This window comes from Acinetobacter bereziniae LMG 1003 = CIP 70.12 (assembly GCF_000368925.1).
Lineage (GTDB): Bacteria > Pseudomonadota > Gammaproteobacteria > Pseudomonadales > Moraxellaceae > Acinetobacter > Acinetobacter bereziniae.
The window spans coordinates 1,937,384-1,960,382 of the sequence record NZ_KB849756.1 but is presented as its reverse complement, the minus strand read 5'-3'; the positions used below and the strand labels follow the sequence as shown (position 1 = coordinate 1,960,382).

The 22,999-nt window shown below is 39.6% G+C and carries 20 protein-coding genes and 2 tRNA genes; 17 read left to right on the top strand and 5 right to left on the bottom strand.

The annotated features are described in order from the left end of the window. Nucleotides 1-72 precede the first annotated feature (72 nt). Both F938_RS19050 and F938_RS24375 read left to right on the top strand, forming a co-directional pair. A complete protein-coding gene (locus F938_RS19050) occupies nt 73-1,044 on the top strand; it encodes a type VI immunity family protein (RefSeq protein WP_005034365.1) in 972 nt (323 codons plus the stop codon). A 16-nt stretch (nt 1,045-1,060) separates the two neighbouring features. Then, nucleotides 1,061-1,222, top strand: a complete 162-nt coding sequence (locus F938_RS24375; protein WP_005034364.1) for a hypothetical protein — start codon at nt 1,061-1,063, stop codon at nt 1,220-1,222. 159 nt (nt 1,223-1,381) lie between these two features. Here the strand turns inward: F938_RS24375 and F938_RS19045 are convergent. The 4 genes from F938_RS19045 to F938_RS19030 form a co-directional block, all read right to left on the bottom strand. Then, a tRNA-Glu gene (locus F938_RS19045) sits at nt 1,382-1,457 on the bottom strand. A 26-nt stretch (nt 1,458-1,483) separates the two neighbouring features. After that, nucleotides 1,484-1,559 (bottom strand) — tRNA-Ala (locus tag F938_RS19040). Between the two features lie 58 nt (nt 1,560-1,617). Next, nucleotides 1,618-3,126: a glutamate--tRNA ligase gene (gene gltX, locus F938_RS19035; RefSeq protein WP_005034363.1), complete on the bottom strand. Its 1,509-nt coding sequence runs from the start codon at nt 3,124-3,126 to the stop codon at nt 1,618-1,620. Nucleotides 3,127-3,264: 138 nt separating this feature from the next. After that, nucleotides 3,265-3,576, bottom strand: coding sequence for a hypothetical protein (locus tag F938_RS19030; RefSeq protein ID WP_004825414.1), 312 nt, complete (start codon nt 3,574-3,576; stop codon nt 3,265-3,267). A gap of 376 nt (nt 3,577-3,952) precedes the next feature. Here F938_RS19030 and F938_RS19025 point away from each other — a divergent pair, with 376 nt between their 5' ends. From F938_RS19025 to F938_RS18980, 10 genes are all read left to right on the top strand, one after another. After that, nucleotides 3,953-4,945, top strand: coding sequence for a sulfate ABC transporter substrate-binding protein (locus F938_RS19025; protein ID WP_005034362.1), 993 nt, complete (start codon nt 3,953-3,955; stop codon nt 4,943-4,945). Nucleotides 4,946-5,312: 367 nt separating this feature from the next. After that, nucleotides 5,313-6,329, top strand: coding sequence for a sulfate ABC transporter substrate-binding protein (locus tag F938_RS19020; protein ID WP_004825411.1), 1,017 nt, complete (start codon nt 5,313-5,315; stop codon nt 6,327-6,329). Nucleotides 6,330-6,426: 97 nt separating this feature from the next. Then, entirely contained in the window at nt 6,427-6,864 is a 438-nt protein-coding gene (locus tag F938_RS19015; RefSeq protein WP_005034361.1) for a GNAT family N-acetyltransferase, read from the top strand. A 170-nt stretch (nt 6,865-7,034) separates the two neighbouring features. Further along, complete coding sequence (gene rsmH / locus F938_RS19010) at nt 7,035-7,958, top strand: 16S rRNA (cytosine(1402)-N(4))-methyltransferase RsmH (protein WP_005034360.1); 924 nt, start codon at nt 7,035-7,037, stop codon at nt 7,956-7,958. Further along, entirely contained in the window at nt 7,958-8,290 is a 333-nt protein-coding gene (gene ftsL, locus F938_RS19005; RefSeq protein WP_004825406.1) for a cell division protein FtsL, read from the top strand. Before rsmH ends, ftsL begins: the two co-directional genes overlap by 1 nt. 9 nt (nt 8,291-8,299) lie before the next feature. Beyond that, entirely contained in the window at nt 8,300-10,135 is a 1,836-nt protein-coding gene (gene ftsI / locus F938_RS19000; RefSeq protein WP_005034358.1) for a penicillin-binding protein PBP3, read from the top strand. Nucleotides 10,136-10,142: 7 nt separating this feature from the next. Continuing rightward, complete coding sequence (locus tag F938_RS18995; protein WP_005034356.1) at nt 10,143-11,651, top strand: UDP-N-acetylmuramoyl-L-alanyl-D-glutamate--2,6-diaminopimelate ligase; 1,509 nt, start codon at nt 10,143-10,145, stop codon at nt 11,649-11,651. 9 nt (nt 11,652-11,660) lie between these two features. Then, on the top strand, nt 11,661-13,070 hold the full coding sequence (locus tag F938_RS18990; protein WP_005034353.1) for a UDP-N-acetylmuramoyl-tripeptide--D-alanyl-D-alanine ligase: 1,410 nt from the start codon (nt 11,661-11,663) through the stop codon (nt 13,068-13,070). Beyond that, nucleotides 13,070-14,188, top strand: a complete 1,119-nt coding sequence (mraY, locus tag F938_RS18985; protein ID WP_004825397.1) for a phospho-N-acetylmuramoyl-pentapeptide-transferase — start codon at nt 13,070-13,072, stop codon at nt 14,186-14,188. Before F938_RS18990 ends, mraY begins: the two co-directional genes overlap by 1 nt. A 73-nt stretch (nt 14,189-14,261) precedes the next feature. Next, on the top strand, nt 14,262-15,065 hold the full coding sequence (locus F938_RS18980; RefSeq protein WP_005034349.1) for a putative RNA methyltransferase: 804 nt from the start codon (nt 14,262-14,264) through the stop codon (nt 15,063-15,065). Between the two features lie 59 nt (nt 15,066-15,124). Here the strand turns inward: F938_RS18980 and ponA are convergent, their stop codons facing one another. Continuing rightward, entirely contained in the window at nt 15,125-17,665 is a 2,541-nt protein-coding gene (gene ponA, locus F938_RS18975; RefSeq protein ID WP_005034348.1) for a penicillin-binding protein PBP1a, read from the bottom strand. A gap of 163 nt (nt 17,666-17,828) precedes the next feature. Here ponA and F938_RS18970 point away from each other — a divergent pair, with 163 nt between their 5' ends. The 5 genes from F938_RS18970 to pilQ are packed head-to-tail and all read left to right on the top strand — an operon-like array spanning nt 17,829 to nt 22,996. Then, entirely contained in the window at nt 17,829-18,887 is a 1,059-nt protein-coding gene (locus F938_RS18970) for a pilus assembly protein PilM (RefSeq protein WP_005034346.1), read from the top strand. Beyond that, a complete protein-coding gene (locus F938_RS18965) occupies nt 18,887-19,528 on the top strand; it encodes a PilN domain-containing protein (protein ID WP_004825390.1) in 642 nt (213 codons plus the stop codon). Before F938_RS18970 ends, F938_RS18965 begins: the two co-directional genes overlap by 1 nt. Next, nucleotides 19,525-20,277 (top strand): type IV pilus inner membrane component PilO, encoded by a 753-nt coding sequence (locus tag F938_RS18960; RefSeq protein WP_004825387.1) that lies wholly within the window; start codon nt 19,525-19,527, stop codon nt 20,275-20,277. The genes F938_RS18965 and F938_RS18960 overlap by 4 nt, the downstream gene beginning before the upstream one ends. Next, nucleotides 20,274-20,804 (top strand): pilus assembly protein PilP, encoded by a 531-nt coding sequence (locus F938_RS18955; RefSeq protein ID WP_005034344.1) that lies wholly within the window; start codon nt 20,274-20,276, stop codon nt 20,802-20,804. Before F938_RS18960 ends, F938_RS18955 begins: the two co-directional genes overlap by 4 nt. Before the next feature lie 20 nt (nt 20,805-20,824). Beyond that, nucleotides 20,825-22,996: a type IV pilus secretin PilQ gene (gene pilQ, locus F938_RS18950; protein ID WP_005034341.1), complete on the top strand. Its 2,172-nt coding sequence runs from the start codon at nt 20,825-20,827 to the stop codon at nt 22,994-22,996. Nucleotides 22,997-22,999 lie beyond the last annotated feature (3 nt).

The following is a 22,999-nucleotide window of genomic DNA, read 5'->3' as shown; positions in this document are numbered from 1 at the left end:
TTGAAAAAATATCCTGTTCCTGAAAACTTAAAGCCACAGGATTAGATTTGATTTATGGGATGTTGATAAATAATGGATGAGTTATTTCAACAAGCAGAAGCTTGGTTAGATCAGATTGAACAGACACAAGATTATACTTTACCTTATGTGGATATTGAGTCAAAAATAGAACCCGTCCGTTTAAATTTAATGATGTCTTTTTGGTTTTATGATGGTGATCAATTAGCGGTCAGAGAGTATTTTTTTAATAAAGTTATTGAATATATTCAATTAACTGGAATTGAATTTGTTCGAGAAGCATCGGTTAATAAGCAAAGAGAACGAAAGTTTCGGAAAGAAGGTTTTCCTGAAAACTGGATTGAAGATATACGTGGAAAAAAACTAGATAGTTCATTAGTTTATTATTTTTCAGATCAAGCGAAAATGAGCTTTGCTCCTCAATATGGAGTTAAATCTTCTTTTTGTCCTGATTTTGCAAATAACGAATGGTACTCAACGGTCAATTTTATTTTTCCATTTGATTTTACCAATCATAGTGATCGACGATTGCAATATATCGATTTTTTTAAATCAATAGTTCGGGAAATTAAGATAGAACAAGCCTATTGTGGTTATCGCGTCGGACAACCCTTAGATTTTACTCAAGCGGTACCGTGGCAGGCTTTTGATACTGCTACAGCCTATCGGTATCTTGGTTTAGATATAGAAAAAAAATCTCAGTCTAGTGCTGTAGACAATGATGAACCTTCTTTAGAAAAAGGTGTACGTTCAACAGCTTGGTTGGTGTATCTCGGTCAGCCGTGGCTTGAAAAACTAGATAAAGTACAAGCGATTCAACAACAAGACCCGAATACGCCATTACGTTTAGAACCGATCAATGGTGGAGTATTTTTTAGAGCAGATGAATCACCACAATTGGCAAGAATAGGTTTACCACGCCCACAAGGTTATCAAGCGTTAAACAATATTCTTAAACCAATTCGAGAAAAAATGCTTCCGTTAACGCAATACACAAGGTTATCAAGCGTTAAACAATATTCTTAAGCCAATTCGAGAAAAAATGCTTCCGTTAACGCAATATGCCGATTCATTGGCAGAGTGGGAACCTGTATTTTTTCAGCCTGAACAATGTGATTGGTGGCTTGGGCGTTGGGATCGAGAAGATGATGCTGAGTTATTGAAAAAATATCCTGTTCCTGAAAACTTAAAGTCGCAGGATTAGATTTATTGATCAAATGAAGTGATATTTTACTCTATGAGTTTTTCAACAGCTTGTCTATATCACTAGGTTGAAGTCACATTGAGTGAATCAAAATTTAGATAATAAAAAACCCAAGTCATTATGCTTGGGTTTTTTACAAAGATGTCGCCATCTTGAATATGGCGTCCCTACGGGGATTCGAACCCCGGTTACCGCCGTGAAAGGGCGATGTCCTAGGCCTCTAGACGATAGGGACAGATGAGGCAACACAGGTAAAACTTTTGGTGGAGTCAAGGAGGATCGAACTCCTGACCTCTACAATGCCATTGTAGCGCTCTACCAACTGAGCTATGACCCCCAGTCTGTGTGAGCGCAATATTAGGGATATTGCGCCTTCACGTCAACAGAAAAATGAATTAAGCTTCGTTGATTGCATCATTTTTCGGCAATTTAATGCTTTCGTTTAGTTTTTCCCAAACTTTTGCTTCTTTTTTGCTCGGACCACCCACAATTTCAAGTGCGTGGCGTAAACGTGCAAATGTTAAGTCTGGACCAATCGTCACCATTGATTGCATAACTGGGGTCGATGAAGTTGAACCCGCAATCGCGATAAAGAATGCAGGCATGAAATCACGGAGTTTGATTTCCATTTGATTCGCCAAATCCATGAGCGTTTGGCTCACGGTATCGTTGTTCCAAGTAAATAAGCTTTCTAAACGCCAGATGGCAAACTGCAAACTTTGACGAACTTGTTCTTCACTGAGTTTTTTACTTTCGAACTGTTCTTTTGACAGAGTAGGGAATTGATTGAAATAGAAACCTGCCCAGTTAACAGCCTCAGAAAGTAAATTAATACGTGGCTGAATGGCTGCAGCAATGTCTTCGAGGGTTTTACGGTCTGCTTTCCAAGCAAGCAAAGTATTGAGCAACTCAGCAGGTGTAAGTGCTTTAATCCACTGACCATTTAACCAATTGAGTTTTTCAACATCGAAAATTGGACCGCCTAAAGAGACACGTTGAATGTCAAAATGCTCAATCATTTCAGCTAAAGTAAACTTTTCGCTTTCATCTGGCATTGACCATCCCATACGACCTAAATAATTGAGTAATGCTTCAGGAAGTACGCCGATATCTTTGTAATAATTGATCGAGGTTGGGTTTTTACGCTTCGACAATTTTGATTTATCAGGATTACGCAACAATGGCATGTGACATAATGTTGGCATTTCCCAACCAAAATATTGGTAGAGTAACTGGTGTTTTGGCGCAGATGGTATCCATTCTTCACCACGGATTACGTGGGTAATATCCATTAAATGATCATCGACCACATTGGCCAGATGATAAGTTGGTAAGCCATCGGTTTTCAGCAAAATTTGCATGTCTACCTGTGCCCATGGAATCTCAACTTCACCACGCAATAAGTCGTTGAATTGGCAAATCCCTTGTTCAGGTACTTTCATACGAATCACATGCGCCTCACCAGCAGCAAGACGTTGTTGTACTTCTTCTTGAGAAAGTTTTAAACCACGCCCATCATAACGCGGTGTTTCACCACGAGCCTGTTGCTCGGCACGCATTTGATCAAGCTCTTCAGCCGTCGCAAAACAATAGAAGGCATGCCCTTTTTCAACCAGTTCTAAAGCATATTGTTTATAAATTCCCATACGCTCAGATTGGCGATAAGGTGCGTGTGGACCACCGACATCTGGACCTTCTGACCAATTTAACCCTAACCAACGCAATGAGTCTAAAATCATTTGTTCAGATTCAGGTGTAGAGCGAAGTTGGTCTGTATCTTCAATACGAAGAATAAATTCACCACCATGTTTTTTGGCAAAACATAAGTTAAACAAAGCGATATAGGCAGTCCCTACATGTGGGAAACCTGTTGGAGAGGGTGCAATACGAGTACGGACTTTCATAACCAAATATTATTCAGAATGTAAATTGAAACTATTATAACGAAAAAGCCCAATCGCTTAAGGGTTAATTCACCAATAAAGGACTGGGCTTCTAAATTCTTTTGAGGAGTAAAGAATTTATTTTCTCAAATCAAGTAACTATGAGGTATGTGGTTGGAAAATTGCTTGTACAAAACGCGAAAATTTTTGATGTTGTTCAGCTAAAAAGTTTTGCGATGGTGTAGTTTTAAGTGAAGTTAAAACTTTGATTTGATCTTTGTCTGAAATCAATTTGCTTTCACCACGTTTTTGCTGATTCAGCGCTTTTTCAATCGGTGATTGTTTGTCGGATACCACAATCATAGATTGTATTGGTCGAGTAGTGTCTTTAATGACAGCACTATGACCTGTTTGCGCCATGATTGTTAGTCCTATACTGATACCTAACAATTTTAAATATGGATACTTCATTCCATCTACTCCCCCGGATGGTCGATTTTTTTTCTTTAACAAGGTGTGTTTAACATGGTTATTGTAGCAAAATAAGTTACAAAAAGCTTAACTACGTCACATTTTTTAATAATACTACACAAAAAATGTCTAAAAAACAACCATTGAAACGAAATGTAATAATTAAATTAATATCATATAAATATGGATGAATCGTGAAGAATTCAAGTCTACATTAAGTTGTTTAGAAAATATTCGAAATTATTAAGCTGTTTATTGCATATATTTGAATATCTTAAAATATGAAAAGAATAGAGTTTATTTTTATAAGTGATTGATTGTTAAATTAAAACAATGAAAATATAGTGCATGCTAAGTACTAAAAACTGAGAAACAAATGAAAAAACGACTGCTTTTAAGTGCAATCAGTCTGATTGCGATAGGGAATACATATGCTGCAAAAGAATTTTTAAATGTATCGTATGATCCCACACGAGAATTTTATCAAGAATATAACAAAAGTTTTGGACAGTTTTGGAAATCGAAAACAGGACAAGATGTTGAGTTTAAACAATCTCATGGTGGTTCAGGAAAACAAGCAAGATCCGTGGTCGATGGTTTACAAGCGGATGTGGTAACGTTGGCATTGGCGAATGATATTGATGAAATTGTCAATGCGGGACTGATTGAAAAAGGTTGGCAAAAGGAGTTTCCTAATAACTCGGCACCATATACCTCAACAGTGGTGTTTCTGGTCCGAAAGGGCAACCCAAAAGGAATCAAAGATTGGAATGATCTGGTAAAACCAGGTGTTGAAATTATTACACCGAACCCTAAAACGGGTGGTGCACCGCGTTGGATTTATTTATCCGCTTGGGGTTATGCCTTAAAACAGCCAGGTGGTAATGATGCTAAAGCACGTGAGTTGGTGAAAAAGATTTATAAAAATGTCAAAGTTTTAGACTCTGGTGCTCGAGGCTCTCTCACTACTTTTGCTGATCGTGGTATTGGTGATGTATTGCTGTCTTGGGAAAATGAAGCAATTTTAGCAACCTCTGGTCCAGATAAAGACAAATATCAGATTGTTTATCCGTCGATTTCTATCCTTGCTGAACCTTCAGTTGCCATTGTCGACAAAGTTGTCGATAAAGATGGCAATCGAAACCTAGCCAAAGGTTATCTAAATTATCTGTATTCTCCTGTAGGGCAAGATCTTGCAGCAAAATACAATTTCCGTCCTCGTGATACAAAAGCGGCTGCTAAATATGCTGCTAAATTCCCTAAAATCAAATTGTTCACAATTGATCAAGTTTTTGGTGGTTGGGCGAAAGCACAAAAGGTGCATTTTGCCAATGGTGGGGTATACGATCAATTTACAGCTGAAAAGTAATGCTTTGAAAGCAAAGCCTTTTGATCTGATCAGGCTTTGCTTTTTTGTACTTTTTTCAGTTTTTACTTTAAATCACTTATCCTTATATTATTGCGATAGCCTTGATGTGTACCTTATTGATTAATATTTTTATGAAAGGTGGTCCTGTTTGAGCATGACTGTTTTTTGGTTTTCTATCTTTTATCTAATATGATCAAAATAAAATTAAACTGGCAATTTCAAACCTCAATGAATTGAAAAAATTCATCAATATCAATCATCATTTATTTTTGCTCCTCATTCGATCTTGTATCTTTATGCTTTTGATTGATGTTTATTGGCTTATTTCATATATTTAGAATAATTTTAAATTTGCTGCGGCGCTCATATGAAAAAGAATTTTAAAGCACTTTTAAGTGCTGTGATTATTGCAACTGGATTTACAGGAACAACTCAAGTCACTCATGCGGCTGATCGTGAGTTTTTAAATGTGTCTTATGATGCAACTCGTGAGTTTTATGATGAGTTTAATAAATCATTTGGTGCATATTGGAAAGCGCGTACAGGAAAAACTGTGGATTTTAAACAATCACATGGCGGTTCTGGAAAGCAAGCACGTGCCGTGGTGGATGGTTTAAAAGGTGATGTGGTGACTCTGGCTCTAGCTAACGACATCAATGAAATTGTAAAGTCGGGTCAAATTAACCCGGGTTGGGAAAAAGAGTTTCCAAACAACTCAGCACCTTATACTTCAACGGTTGTATTTTTAGTGCGTAAGGGTAATCCTAAAGGTATCAAAGACTGGACAGATTTAACCAAGCCGGGTGTGCAAATCATTACACCGAATCCGAAAACGGGTGGATTGCCAAGATGGATTTATCTTTCAGCTTGGGGTTATGCATTGAAACAACCAGGTGGTGATGATGCGAAAGCGCGTGAGTTTGTTTCCAAGATGTATCATAACGTGAAAGTAATGGATCCTGCTGCACGTGCATCCATGACCACCTTTGCTGAACGTGGCATTGGTGATGTTTTATTGACTTGGGAAAATGAAGCCATGGTCAGTAAAAAAGCCACAGGCAATAAGTTTGATATCGTCTATCCGTCTATGTCGATTCTGACTGAGCCTTCTGTTGCGATTGTAGATAAGACGGTTGAGAAGAATGGCAATAAGTGGTTGGCAACAGGCTATATCAATTATTTATATTCCCCGATTGGTCAGGATATGGCAGCACGTCATTTTTATCGTCCACGTAATGCAAAAGTTTTAGCAAAATATGCGAAACAATTTCCTGAATTAAAAACTTTCACCATTGATGAAGTATTTGGTGGTTGGGCGAAAGCGCAGCAAACACATTTCGCAAATGGCGGTGTTTTCGATCAGATTTATAATACCAAACGTTAAGCGGTAATTGATTTGATGAAGAACCTCCTTAAGGAGGTTTTTTTATTCATCAATGAATAGGTTAGACTCAGTTCAAATTGAACAATAACTTGAAATTATGTGCATCCAAATCAGACTGGCGGCAGCCAATGACATTGAAACAATTTTTGATATTCGAACCTCAGTCAAAGAGAATCATTTATCACGAACACAATTGACTGAGTTAGGTATTACGACAGCAACCATATCTGAGTTAATTCACAGTTGTTCTTGTGTTTGGGTTGCTGAATTGAATGATCAGGTATGTGGATTTGCAATAGCAGATCAAGATGAGGGAAGTATTTTTGCAATGTTTGTTTATCCCGATTTTGAAGCAAAGGGCATTGGCACTGCATTACTTAAAAAAGCGGAAGATTTTTTATTTCAATATTTTCAAGAAATTTGCTTGGAAACTGATGCAAGAAGCCGTGCTTGTACGTTTTATGCTCAACATGGTTGGCGAGTCGTTGAACATTTTGAAAATCATGACGTGAAAATGATGAAGCAAGCACGGTAACTTTGTAGCACTGCTTTTGTTGTTTTTTCGCCCTATTTTTTGTTTCAAACACAGGAAAAACGGTTTTCTCTATAAAAAGTAATATTTCCCTACAAAAAGTCGTTTGGAGCTTTAACAAAACAAGGTAATAATGTGCAGTTACTTTTTTTGCTTAAACTGAAACTCTAATTATGTCTCATATTTCTGTATTACTACATGAAACTGTCGATGCTTTACTTGCAGGGCGCAATACAGGAATTTACGTGGATGGGACGTTTGGGCGTGGCGGTCACACCCGTTTATTGCTCTCTAAGTTGGATGAAAACTCCAAAGTATATGCTTTTGATAAAGATCCTCAAGCACTCGAAGTGGCATATCAGCTTGAAAAAGAAGATCCTCGATTTAAAATTATTCATGCAAGTTTTGCAGATTTACAACAAGAATTGAATCAATTGGATATTTATCAAGTTGATGGAATTATGGCAGATTTAGGGGTGTCATCACCTCAGTTAGATCAAGCTGAACGTGGTTTTAGTTTTATGCATGATGGACCACTTGATATGCGTATGGATAATTCTCAAGGGCAAACCGCTGCTGAGTGGTTGCTGGATGTTGAAGAAGAACATTTGGCGAATATCATCTTTCAATATGGTGAAGAACGTTATAGCCGTCGTATTGCCAAAGCGATTAAACAAGCCGGTTATATTGAAACCACAGGAAAATTAGCAGAAATTGTTAAAGTTGCGCATCCAAAGTGGGAAAAGAATAAGCATGCGGCAACACGAACTTTCCAAGCCATTCGTATAGAAATTAACAAAGAGCTGGATGATGTACATACCTTTTTACCTCAAGCCGTAGATTTGTTAAAATCAAACGCACGTTTAGCCGTGATAAGTTTTCATTCACTTGAAGACCGAATTATTAAGCAATTTATTCAAAAAGAATCAACTTTAGCAGAAGATAATGGTTGGGGATTACCGCAAAAAGTACAAGATACTCGTCGACTGAAAAAAATAGACCGAATTCGTGCCAGTGAGGAAGAAGTCAAGGTGAATCCTCGCTCACGTAGTGCTTGGCTCCGGGTTGCAGAGCGATTAGAACAAAAAGGCGCATAATGAAACAAGAAATTATAGAAGAATCAAGTCGTAAACTGGCTGTCAAAAAAGCAATTGTTTATGGTCTTATGGTTGCCGCAGTACTGATCAGCGCTTTTATGGTGGTGTTACAAGTTTTTGCTTATCGTCATGATTTTCGTGATTTAAATAGTTATATGCGTGAGCGCGAAGATATCAATGCAGAGTGGGGGCGTTTGCTCATTGAACAACAGACATTTGGTGCGACAGCACAAATTGGTACGCGTGCAGTAACGCAACTCCGAATGTATTCACCGCCAGCTGCACAAACAGTTGTCATTTCATTACCAAGTGAATCAGAGCAGAAGAAGTAAGGCATCTGTATGGTAGATAAGCAAACTAAACAGACTCGGCAACCGCGTAAAAAGCAGCCGTCCATTACCCAAAAAAGTACCGCATCTATCGATATGTGGCGTTTTTATCTTATGTGGGGCGTGGTTCTTTTATGCTTTGTAGGTCTGGTTGGTCGTGCATTTTATGTGCAAGTGATTAATAAAGACTTTTTGCAAAATAAAGCCAATGCCAATATTTTGCGTACAGAAACGTTGAAAGCCATGCGTGGTGTGATTAGTGATCGCCATGGTGTGCCTTTGGCGATTAGCTCTCCGATCATGAAAGTGGTGATTGATCCACGAGAGTATTTTGAGACCAAAAAGCAATTTGACACCATCACAGCTGAATTACAAAAAACGCCAAATAGTCGAAAATTGAAACGTCAGTTACCGGATGAAAATTTAAATTTAGATGAATTGGCAGATGCGGTAGGCATTGATCGTGCAGATTTAAAGAAACGTTTGAATGAACGTCCTCGCTCACGCTATTTGGTGTTAAAAAAAGAAGTTCCACCGCCTCAGGCAGATTTCATTACCCAGCATAAATTTGCAGGGGTGTATGCTGAGAAAACCTATAAACGTTATTATCCACAACCTCAACCCAATGCTCAGATTATTGGTTTAACCAATAGTGAGGGAACCGGGATTGAAGGCTTGGAGATGCAATTAAACTCACGTCTTGCAGGTGAGGATGGTGAGCAAAAAATCTCACGGGATAAGCACGGTAACCGTATTAGCACGCCAGAAGTGGTCAAAGAGGTTAAAGCAGGCGAAAATATCACTTTAAGTATAGATTCACGTTTGCAATATATTATGTATCGTGAGTTGACTGCTGTAGGTGTGGCAAACAATGCGCGCTCTGCATCTTCAATCGCTGTAGATGTTAAAACGGGCGAAATTTTGGCAATGGCAAGTTGGCCATCTTATAACCCCAACGATAAGAATGGTTTAAATAATAAAGATGCTATGCGTAACCGAGGGGCAATCGACATGTTTGAACCTGGTTCGACCATGAAGCCTTTTACGATTGCTGCTGGGTTGGAAAGTGGTCAATATACGCCAAATACTGTAGTTAATACCAGCCCGGGTTCAATGCGTTTAGGTTCTCATACCATTCGTGATACGCATAACTATGGTTCACTGACTGTTACTGGTGTGATTATCAAGTCATCTAACGTGGGCTCTGCAAAAATTGCCTTGTCTTTGCCGAAAGAAACATTACCTAGCTTCTTTAGAAAGGTCGGTTTTGGTCAGCGTTCAGCGGTGAAATTCCCAGGTGAAAGTAGTGGTTTGGTGCTTCCTCCTGAGAAATTGAATTCATCGCAAATCGGCACAATGGCTTATGGTTATGGTCTAAATGCGACGATTTTGCAGTTGGCACAAGGCTATGCCATGTTAGCCAATCATGGTGTGGAATATCCATTAAGTCTCTATAAACTCAATGACCAGCCCAAAGGGAAGCAGGTCTTAGATCCTAAAATTGCTGATTCAGTTTTATTGATGTTAGAGCAAGTGACTATGCCAGGCGGAACCGCAAAACAAGCCAATATTCCAGGTTATCGTGTTGGTGGTAAAACAGGAACGGCACATAAGCTGCGTCCTGATCATCGTGGTTATTCAAATACAGAATATCGTGCATTATTTGCAGGTGTCGCGCCGATTAGTGATCCTCGATTAGCGATTATTGTGGTGGTGGAAAATCCTCGTGGTCAATATTATGGTGGTCTGGTTGCAGCACCAGTTTTTGCTCGAATTATGCAAGAGTCTTTACGTTTAATGAATGTGCCTTTGGACAAGCCGCTTGAAACGGCAAAGGCGACGCGATAGGTAAATCATGATGATTAATTTTCTAGACATTTATCACAATGGTCGTGATCAAGACCATACACAGAGTTGGATGTCTGAGCCATTTAAGGGTTTCTCTCTAGATAGTCGCTATGTTCAGCATGGACAGATTTTTATTGCATTAACCAGTTATTCTCAACCTGAAAAAACACGGCAGTTTGCTCAGGCGGCTTTGGATAAAGGTGCATTGGCAGTGATTAGTGAAACGGATTTAGGCATTGCATCAGCTTTGGTTTGTCCTCAAGTTCGCAGATTGATGGGACAATGGCAAAAACAATATTTACAAGCAACAACACCTGTACAAGCGGTACGCGTTTTGGCTGTCACTGGAACCAATGGTAAAACAACGATTTCACGTTTGGTTGCTGAGTTGTTGACATTGCTAAATAAAAAATGTGCGGTTATGGGGACAACAGGTAATGGTATTTTACCGCACTTGGAAGCGTCCTCTCATACCACTTTAGATGCTTTACATTTACAAAATCTAATGCATGATTTTGCCTTACAAGGCGCTGAATTTGCTTCAATCGAAGCGAGTTCTCATGGCTTGGAGCAAGGGCGCTTGAATGGTTGTGATATCGAAATTGCTGCCTATAGCAATTTAAGCCGTGATCATTTGGATTATCATGGAACACTTGAAGCCTATGCTGAAGCAAAATCTTTATTGTTTAAATGGTCTTCGTTAAAAGTCGCAGTTATTAATATTGATGATGCGCATGCTGATTTGATGATGAATGCTGCGAGCAGTAATTTGTCGCACCCTAAAGTATTGACTTATTCGACCTCTAAAGCTGCTGATTATCAGGTCTTTGGAATTAAATATAGCTTGGATGGTGCAGTTTTTCACTTAAAAACAGCCAAAGGCGAATTTACTGTACATAGCCCATTGCTCGGGCATTTTAATATTGAAAACCTTGTGGCAAGTTTAATTGTCGCTGAGCAAGCAGGCTTTGATTTACAACAGTTGATTGCACAAGTACCAAAGTTAAAAGGCGCACCAGGACGAATGCAAGTCATTCGTGATCAGGATCGATTATTTGTTGTCGACTATGCCCACACGCCAGATGCATTAACCCAAGTATTAAAAACTTTAAAGCGCCATGTTGAAAATCAACTTTGGGCGGTATTTGGTTGTGGGGGTGATCGTGATCGTGGTAAACGTCCTTTGATGACCAAAGCAGCATTGGAACAAGCCACCCCTGTGGTGATGACATCAGATAATCCGCGCACTGAAAATCCAGAACAAATTTTTGCCGACATGAAACAAGATATCGATTTTAGCCAGCACGAGGTGCATGAGATTCGTGATCGTCGTGAAGCGATTAAATATGCAGTCAAACATGCACAAGCAGGCGATATTGTGGTGATTGCTGGCAAAGGACATGAAAACTATCAAGAAATAGATGGGGTGCGTCATTGGTTTGATGATGTTGTTGAAGTGCAATCTGCTATAGATGCGCAACACCATAAAACCAATTCAGCCTATCCAGCTCAGTAGGAATAAACGATGCATACCTCGACGACGAGTACTGTACCTTTAGAGCCATGGTCAGCAACAGAACTTGCTGAAGCAACTCAAGGATATTGGTATTTAGATCAAGCACCACAAGGTGAAATTAAACGTATTTTAACTGATTCACGCCATGCTGAATTGGGTGATGTGTTTTTAGCACTTAAAGGTGAACGTTTTGATGCACACGATTTTGTTGTGCAAGTGGCTGAAAATGGCTGCCAAATTGCGATTGTCAGTCATCCTGTTGAAGCCAATATTTGTCAGTTGGTTGTTGAAGATACCCGTTTGGCATTGGGACATTTAGGTGCGTATCGTCGCGCTCAGCATCCTCAATTAAAAGTGATTGCACTGACTGGCAGTAGTGGTAAAACCACCACCAAAGAAATGTTGGGTAGTATCCTTACACGTTTAGCTCCGACTTTGATTACTCGTGGTAATTTAAATAATGATCTTGGTGTGCCAATGATGCTCTTGGAACTACGTTCAGAACATCAATATGCAGTCATGGAGCTGGGTGCAAGCCATCAAGGTGAAATTGACTATACCTCAAACTTGGTACAACCTCAGGTGGCGGGCATTCTCAATATCGGCACTGCACATTTAGGTGAGTTTGGTGGTCGTGATGGAATTTGTCGTGCTAAATCTGAAATTTATCGCCATATTGATCAAACAGGAACATCTATTATTCCTGCGGCTGATGATTTCACTGATACGATTCGCCAAGCTATACAGACAGAACATTGTTTGAGTTTTGGGAATGGTGGTGAGGTTTTTGCAACAGATATCCAGTTGTTGGCACAATCAGCAATATTTACCATCAATACACCGCAAGGCTCCAAATTGGTTAATTTGCCTTTTGCAGGTGCACACAATGTACATAATGCAGAGGCTGCAACAGCATTCGCCTTAGCAATCGGTATCGCTTTAGAGGATATTGTTGCTGGTTTAGAGTCAGCACAAGGGGCTAAAGGGCGTCTAAACTTTATTCAAAAAAATAATCATTTATTGATTGATGATACCTACAACGCCAATCCAACGTCCATGCGTGCCGCAGCTGAGGTGCTTGCACAACAGCAAGGAATTAAAGTCATGGTCATCGGAGATATTGGAGAGCTGGGAGATACTGCGGCTCAACAGCATTACATGCTAGGTCGTGATCTCGTTTCAGTGAGTGGTATTGATTTTGTTGTCGCTGTAGGCGAGTTTGCTCCTGCAACACAAGAAGGTGCTCGAAGCACTCAATATGGTAAAAAATTACAAGCTTTTCTGAATCAAGAACAAGCTTTGCCTTTATTATTAAGTTTAATAAAAACACATCAACCCCAGTCCATGAGTTTCTTATTTAAAGGTTCTCGTTATACCCATATGGAAACGTTGATGGCTGATTTGATGGAGAAAGTTTAATGCTGTTTTGGTTATTTCAACACTTGGCGGGTTATGAAAATGCGTTCCAAGTTGTTCGATACTTATCGTTACGCGCATTGCTCAGTGTATTGACTGCACTTGCGATTGGTTGGGCTTTGGGTCCAGTGATGATTCGTAAACTACAAGCACTCAAATATGGTCAAGCAGTCAGTTCGTTTGCACCTGAAAATCATGCCAAGAAAATGGGTACACCAACCATGGGCGGGATTTTAATCCTACTCTCCATTGGGATTAGTACTTTGCTTTGGGCAGACTTATCCAATCCCTATGTGTGGATTGTTTTAATGGTTATGGTGATCTTTGGTGCGGTAGGCTGGGCAGATGACTGGATTAAAGTTCGTTATAAAGACAATGCTGGTTTGCCTGCCAAGAAAAAATTCTTTTGGACATCTATCGGTTCACTGGGAGCGGGTATTGCATTGTATGTAATTGCAACTCAGCAGGATAACCCTATACATACAGCCAATATGTTGGATTTGTTGATTCCATTCTTTAAGAATTTGAGTATTCCATTGTCTGCAATTCCATTGGGGATTGGGTTTATTATTTTCACCTATTTGGTCATTAATGGCGGTTCAAATGCGGTGAACTTAACTGATGGCTTGGATGGTTTGGCGATCATGCCAATTGTCTTGGTTGCGGCTGGTTTAGGTGTTTTTGCATATTTGGCAGGTGATGTTCGCTTTGCCAATTATTTACATATTCCTTATGTGAAATATACATCTGAATTGGTGATTATCTGTGCTGCGATGATTGGTGCCGGTTTAGCATTCTTATGGTATAACGCACATCCTGCACAAGTCTTTATGGGCGATGTGGGAGCATTATCCTTAGGCGCGATGTTGGGTACAATCGCAGTGATGGTTCGTCAAGAAATAGTATTCGCGATCATGGGTGGGGTATTTGTTGTTGAAGCGATTTCCGTGTTTTTGCAAATTGGATCGCTACGTATGCGTAATAAACGTGTTTTTCTGATGGCACCCTTACATCATCATTATGAAAAGAAAGGCTGGCGTGAGACTCAAGTGGTGATCCGTTTCTGGATTATTACAATTATGCTGGTAGTTTTAGGTCTAATGACATTAAAATTACGATAAGCCAAAGTCAGTTGAAGAAGTCGGCATTTGCCGGCTTTTTTATTGGCTTTTACTATATTTTGTGGAGAATACGATGAATTTATTGATGTGCCCTGTATGCCGTGAGGGGTTAAGCCTATCAGGTCGAACTTGGCGCTGTGTAAATCATCATAGTTATGATGTCGCAAAGCAAGGTTATGTCAATTTACATGTGGTACAACACAAACACAGTAAAAATCCAGGGGATACTGTTGAATCTGTACAAGCGCGACGGGCTTTTCTCAGTGATGGATTTTATGCACCTTTACAACAAGCAATCGTAAAAAAAATTCGAGATTTACGTATTGAAAATCTGTTGGATATCGGTTGCGGTGAAGGCTACTATACTGATGCAATGCAACATGAGGTGATGCAATGTGTTGGGGTGGATATTGCGAAAAATGCAGTTCAGGTGGCTGCAAAGCTCAATAAAAAAGTGACTTGGATTGTGGGAACAGGGGCGACATTACCAGTTTTAGATCAATCCATAGATCTATGTACCAGTTTGTTTAGTCCAATCCCTATTGAGGAAATCCTGCGAGTCCTTAAGCCTCAGGCTTATCTCATCGTGGTTACGCCTGCACCTGAGCATTTGTATGCAATGCGTGAAGGTTTGTTTGATGAAGTAAAAATGCATGATCCGCATAAGTTTGTTGAGCAATTACAAGCGCATTTTGATTTGATTGAGCAACCGATTGTGGAAACGACTTTTGAGTTAAATCAAGCACAATTAAAAAATCTGATTGCTATGACACCTTATGCATATAAAGCAAAACCTGAAAAGCGTATGGTTTTAGAACAACAAGCGCAAACTGAATTAAAAGCCGCATTTCAGATGTATATTTTCCAGAAAAAATAGCCAATTAATAGACATAAAAAATGCCATCTATTGATGGCATTTTTTATGATGAAATTTGACTATTGAACTTCGTTAATCAAATTTTCAAGCGAGTCTTGTTCCCGTTTTGCAGCACCTTGATTCATCGCAGGCGGTGTTGCTTTATTCGGCTTTAACGGCTGATCATTACCCTCATCAGGTAAATCATCAAAATCATTGGACGCGTTACGTGTTGGAGCAACTGGAGCTGGTCTAAAGATTGGACGGGCTAAAGGTGGAGATGAACCATAGCTTTCGTTTTGAGTTTGGTCATCAATTTGAGTTTGATGACGTTGTTCACGCGAAATTGGTGCTTTAGCATCTTTATCAAAGTGTACCCAAGCCGATGGCGTGCCTTTTAAAGCTTTATCCATAAAGCTGGTCCAAACTGGAAGTGCAGCAATACCACCAAATTCGCGTCGACCTAATGTAGATGGTTGGTCAAAGCCTACCCAAGCAATGGCAACCAATTTACCATTGAAGCCTGCAAACCAAGCGTCTTTAGCATCATTCGTTGTTCCTGTTTTACCACCAATATCATCACGACCAATTTTAAGTGCAGCACGACCTGTACCATGTACAATTACATCACGAAGAATATTTGCCATGTCGAAGGCTGACTGTGATTTTAAAATACGTTGGGCTTGACGATATTTACTTTGCTCTTCTTTACTTAAAGGTGTTGCTGCATCATCAACACTGATATTGGCACCTTCAATCACTTCATCATCTGGGGTGACTTCGGCATCAACTGTCTGATTTTTTTGGTTAATACATGGAATACACGCATATTCAGGACTTGCTTCATAGATGGTTTTACCAAAAGCGTCTTCAATACGACTGATAAAATGCGGTTGAATGCGATATCCCCCATTGGCAATAGCTGCATAGCCTGTTGCCATTTGTACAGGAAGTACTTGTGGTGTACCTAAGGCAATGGTGAAGTTTCGCGGAATTTGATCTTCTTGTAAACCAAAGTCCATCAGTAATTGTCGTGCACGTTCAACACCAACACTTTGTAGTAAGCGTACAGATACTGTATTACGAGACAAATATAAGGCACGACGTAATGGGATCATGCCCAAATAACGACCATCGGAGTTTCTTGGTGACCAACGACCAATCGTAATTGGGCTGTCATTGACCATAGTATAAGGTGTCATACCACGTTCAAGGGCAAGTGCGTAAACAAAGGGTTTAATGGTGGAGCCTGGTTGGCGCCAACCTTGTAATGCACGGTTAAATTTCGATTGATAGAAGTTGTACCCCCCGACCACTGCTTCAATCGAACCATCATTTGGATTGATGGCAATAAGTTGACCTTGGACTTTCGGGGTTTGCACCAATGACCAAGCCGTTTTATTGTCATTGGGACGTAAACGGATGATATCTTTCACTGAAACAATTTGTGAGGCACGACTGGGTGCACCACCCACAGCGTTGGCATTGATGTATTTTCTTGCCCAAGACATTCCTGACCAAGGGACGGTTACCGTTGAACCATCTTGCATTTTGGCTTCAAAGGTATTGCTGCCCACTTTAATCACTTCGGCAGGGTATGTATTGGCATAAGGAATAAAATCTTTGAGTGGCTTGTCATGTGCCTCAGCACCACGCCAACCATGACGGCGGTCGTAATCTTCTAAACCTTTTTGTACAGCATCTTCAGCATATTGCTGACGCTGGCTATTGACAGTTGTATAAACTTTATAACCTGAGTCAATCGCTTGTTCACCAAACTTTTCTACCAATTCAGCGCGAACCATTTCACCGACATAAGGAAATTTATTGCTTAAACCGCGATCTGGCATGCTTAAGTTTATCGGTTCAGCAACCGCTTTTTCATATTCAGCCTGTTTCAAATAGCCTAGCTGAAGCATACGTCCCAAAATCCAGTTACGACGCTCAAGTGCACGTTCAGGGTTTACAACAGGATTATATTTAGAAGGCGCTTTAGGCAAACCAGCAATCATCGCCATTTGTGCAATACTGAGCTGATCTAAGCTTCTGTCATAGTAAATTTTTGCTGCAGCAGCAATACCATAGGCATTTTTACCTAAGAAAATTTTATTGACATATAAAGATAAGATTTCTTCTTTGGATAAGTTTTGTTCTATTTTTCGGGCTAAAAATACTTCAGTCAATTTACGCTTCAAAGTACGTTCAGGTGATAGATAATAGTTCTTGGCAACCTGCATGGTGATGGTCGAACCACCTGTCTGTACATTTGATCCAGTCACACTTTCACTCAATGCACGACCTAAGCCCTTAAAGCTGATTCCGCTATGTTCAAAGAAAGATGAATCTTCAGCAGCAAGGAAAGCATGAATGAAATGCGGCGGAATCTGATCGTATTCCACAGGCACAGAAAGCTTGCCACCATATTCAGCAATTAATTGATTATCTGCCGAGTAAACTTGTAAAGGTTTTAATAATGGCGCTTTTTTTAAAGAGCTCATTTCTGGCAGAGATGGGGCAATATATAGGTACATTCCATAAAAGCCCATCGGAATTGCGACTAAGATAATAATAATCAGCAAAAAAAAGGGATGAATATGACCTGAACAAGATAGCTTTTTCATAACAAGTAAGTTTTAATAATAGCTAATGGCAAACTAATTGTGGTCAGTATAGCTTCTCATGTGATGGATTGTTAGATGGGATATTGTATCTGTAAAAAATTAAGACCAAATACAGCTAGTTTGTGTTATTTGTTGGGGATAAAAAAATAATAGGAAATGTATCGTGCTTAGACTATATCGTAAGCAAAATAAGGGGTTGGTAGGAGTAGATATTAGTTCTACTACTGTAAAAATTTTAGAGCTCTCTGTTAAGAACGGTCGTTACTGGGTTGAAAGTTATGGATTAAGTCCGCTGATTGATGGGAGTGTGGTTGAAAAAAACATTCTCAATCCAGAAGCAGTTGCAGATGCATTAGAGCGAGCAGTCAATCTTGCTAACCCTCAATCGCAAAATGTGGCTGTTGCTGTACCTACTTCTATGGTGATTCATAAAATCATAGAAATGGATGCAGATATGTCCGATGAGGAAAGAGAAGTTCAGATTCGAATGGATGCTGAACAATATATTCCTTTTCCTTTGGATGAAGTGAGCTTAGATTTTGAAGTATTGAATGATAAGTTAGCCAATCCGAATCGAGTGAATGTACTTTTGGTGGCGACACGTGCTGAAAATATTGAGTCTCGTGTTGAAGTTCTGGAAATTGCAGGCTTATCTCCTAAAATTGCAGATGTAGAAAGCTATGCCATAGAACGTGCATTCGATGTCTTTTCAGATACTTTACCCATCGGGGTGAATCTTGTTGGGATCTTAGATATTGGTCACACCATGACCACATTGTCTGTGATGCAAAAAGGTAAGATTATTTACACGCGTGAGCAGGTGTTTGGGGGCAAACAACTGACACAAGATGTGCAAAATCGTTATGGTTTATCTTATGAGGAAGCAGGTCGTGCCAAGAAAGACCGCACCTTACCCGATGATTTTGAAACTGAAGTGTTAATGCCGTTTTTAGAAGCGGTGGTTCAGCAAGCAGCGCGTTCATTGCAATTCTTCTTCTCCTCCTCACAATTTAATGAGATTGATCATATTTTGCTGGCAGGTGGAAATGCAAATATCCCAGGTTTGGCAAAATTATTACAACAAAAATTAGGCTATCGAGTCACTGTTGCAAATCCATTTTTACAAATGGGTTTTTCACCGCAAATTGACTTAAGAAAAATAGAAAATGATGCACCATCACTTATGGTTGCATGTGGCTTAGCGTTGAGGAGTTTTGATTAATGGCAAAGATTAACTTACTCCCTTGGCGTGACGAGCTAAGAGAACAGAAAAAGAAACAATTTGTGGCAATCTGTGTGGGTGTTGCATTGATTGGATTGGCAACTGTGTTATTGGCATGGTTTTATTTTGATCATAAGCTTGAAGATCAAGAGCAGGCCAATCAGTTGGTAACCAGTACCAATCAAAACTTAGATATGCAATTAAAAACTTTAGATGGATTGCAAGAGCGTCGTAATGCCATTATTGAGCGAATGAAGTTGATTCAAGGTTTACAAGGACAACGTCCTGTGATTGTTCGCTTGGTTGATGAATTGGTTCGTGTCGTTCCAGCACAAATGTACATCACGAAATTCAGTCGTGTTGGGGATAAATTTACCATCGAAGGTAAAGCTGAAAGTCCGAATACCGTTGCTGAATTATTGCGTGGTTTGGAAGCTTCTGAGTGGTATAGAAATGCCTTTATGAATTCATTCCTAGCCGCAGAAGAAAATAAAAATCAAGCACAAACATCCGTGATTCCTCGAGTAGAAGAGTCTTATGGAAGCTTTGTGGTCACTGTAGATTTAGGGGAAATCGCTTCTGTAGCAGATGATAGTGCAACAAAGGCTGAACAAGTTCCAGCTGCTGGGGGTGCGAAATGAGTCGTGAAGATTTTGAGCAATTAGATTCATCAGTAAACGATGCTCCAAAAAAGAATAAAATGACAGTTGAGAAATTTTTTCAACAGTTCAATACTTTGGATATGAACAACTATGGTAGTTGGCCGCTATCGGTAAAAATTACTTGTTGGATATTTTTGTTCTTTGTGGTTTGTGCAATTGGCTATTTTCTTGCGGTGAGACCGAAGCTGGATGCAATTGATCAGGCACGCACAGTTGAACAGAATCTACTGAATGAATTTAAAGAAAAAGACTCTAAGTTACGAAATTTGCAACAATATCAAGCCCAGTTACAACAAATGGAAGCCAATTTCAATCAACAATTGGAACAGTTGCCAAAAGAAACTGAAATTCCGAGTTTGGTTGAAGATATTAACGTGACTGGGGTGAGTTCAGGGCTAAAATTTAAAAATATCAGACTTGAACCTGAAGTGAAGCAAGAGTTCTTTATTGAACAACCTATTTCCATTGATGCGACAGGGGATTATCACTCATTTGGTACTTTCGTCAGTAGCGTCGCTGCTTTACCACGTATTGTTACTTTGCATGATTTCACCATTACAGGAACTGCCAGTCAGGATAAAAAATCTGATGTTCCTGTGATTGACTATACCATTAAGGCAAAAACCTATCGCTATATTGGTGCTGATGAACAGAAAGCTCAAAAAACTGTGAATCAGACAAATCCAGCTGCACCATCGACACCACAGCAAGGAGGGACACCACAATGAAAAAACACAATAAAATAATCTGTGGAATCTCATTCACTTTGTTGTTGGTTGGTTGTGACTCTAGGATTGATGCCGTCAATCAGGAAATGGCAAATATTCGTAGTCAAACACCTTTGCCGATTGAACCAGCACCTGTATTTAATCCTGTGCCAAGTTTTAATTATTCTGCACAACAATTGCGTAGTCCATTCTTACCAAGTTCGTTGGCAAATGAATTAAAGGTGATGTCAGGAAAACGAGTGTATCCGAATTTCTCTAGACAACCGCAGCCACTTGAAAGTTATCCTTTAGAGTCGTTGACACTGAAAGGAAGTATGAAGGGCAATGCAGGACAAACGGTAGGATTAATCCAAACACCAGATGGTGAAATTGAACGTGTTCAACTGGGCAATTACATGGGGATGAATCAGGGTCGAATTATTGAAATTACACCGACCCGTATTGATTTATTGGAAATTGTTCCAGATGGTCGAGACGGTTATATCGAAAGACCACGCAGTCTAGTTCTAATTGGTCCAGTGGATTAAAACGGAATAAAGGAATAAAAATGAAAAAGAGTTTGAAAAATATCTTGATTGGGGATGGTAAGTTTATGAATAGTCAACTTCGTCAATTTACTATGGCGACGGTCGCAATTGCAATTACACAAGTTGCAGCAGCACAAACCACGATGACCAACATTGTTCCGATGAAAATACCGGGGCAGGGTACAGAAATTCGTGTCATGTTTAATGGTCTTCCTCCGCAGCCACAAGCCTATCAATTGGATAATCCATCTCGTTTAGTATTGGACTTTGACAATGCTAAACAAAATATTAGCCAAGCATCTATTCCCGTAGCGAGTGAGGAAGCTTCCACAGTCGATGTCGCTGCAGATGATCAACGTTCTCGGTTAACAGTAAATTTAAAAAATAGTGGCGCTTTTACAACACGTGTAGAAGGTAATACTTTTATTTTAAAAATTAATAATGCCAATCAAGCACCGAGCTTACCGAGTTATGTATCTCCGACGGTCAATAAGCAAAATCAAGGGATTGCTGATATTGGCTTCCAACGTGGAAATGCTGGCGAAGGGCAAGTAATTGTGAGCCTTTCGGGTGCAAATACCCCAGTGGATGTTCAGCAGCAAGGCAGTAAGGTCGTTATTCGAACATTGGGAAATAAAATTCCTACACATTTATTGCGTCGTTTAAATGTCAATGATTTTGCAACACCAGTTTCTAGCGTAGACGCTTATAACGAGGGTTCCAATGGTGTCATCACCATTCAATCATCGGGTAGCTATGAATATATGGCTTTCCAAGCTGAAAATAAATTAACTGTCAGCTTGAAACGACCTGCAGAAAATAAGGTGGCTCGCCCAAGTGCAAGCCAATCTTATACAGGTAAGAAAATTTCTTTAGATTTCCAAGATATTGAAGTCCGTCGAGTATTACAGTTGTTGGCTGACTTTACCGGAATCAATATGGTGGCTGCTGATTCGGTACAAGGCAATATTACCTTGCGTCTGAAAGATGTGCCTTGGGATCAAGCTTTAGACATTATCCTAAAAACAAAGAATTTGGATAAACGCCGTAATGGGAGTGTGATTTGGATTGCGCCTGTAACTGAGTTAATTAAAGCGGAAGAGGATGAAGCAAAAGCATTAGCGCAAAGTGTAAAATTAGCACCTATTCAAACAGAATATATAAATCTAAATTATGCAAAAGTTGCTGATGTCTTGAAATTATTAGAGGACTCTCGAAATCCTAAAGGTGCTCAAGCGAATGGGACAAGCAATACAGATTCTTTGGCCTTGGAAAGTTTATTGAGTTCAAGAGGCAGTGCAGTAGCTGATATACGAACAAATACACTTATTATTAATGATACTGCGAATAATATTGATAAAGTTCGTAAAATGGTTGATCTCCTTGATGTTTCAGTAAAACAAGTAATGGTTGAAGCACGAATTGTACGTGCTACAACGGATTTCACCAAAGAGATGGGGGTGAAATGGGGTATTTTATCTCAAGGCATCACCAAAAATAATGACCTTTTGGTGGGGGGGAGCGACCAAACGCTTTGGGATTTAAAAACACCTGATGATGAAGGAAAATATACCATTACACGACCTGATAACCTGAATGTAGACCTTGGGGTTACAACAGCTGGAGCAAGTAAAATTGCTTTTGGTTTAATCAGTTTGTCTGATTTTATGTTGGACTTGGAGTTATCTGCTTTGCAATCTGATGGGTATGGTGAGGTGATTTCAACACCAAAAGTCATGACGGCGGATAAACAGAAGGCTAAAGTCGCATCTGGTCAACAAATTCCTTATCAAACAGTATCAACAGCTGGTGGTACAGCAACAGCAACCACATCATTTAAAGATGCGTTATTAAGTCTGGACGTGACGCCAAGTATTACCCCTGATGGTAAAGTACAAATGCAGCTTAATATTACCAGTGATTCTCGAGGTGGTATTGCCCCGAATGGTGAGGTCATTCTGAATAAGAATGAAATCAATACCAATGTCTTGGTGGATAATGGTGAAACTGTAGTTTTGGGTGGGATTTTTGAGCAAGAAAATACCACGAGCCAAACTAAAGTGCCATTCTTAGGAGATATTCCTTATTTAGGGCGTTTATTCCGAAAAGATGCCAAAACAGAGAACAAACGTGAACTGCTAATCTTTGTGACACCAAGAATTGTTAATGACAGTCGTACGAGAAATCATTAATAT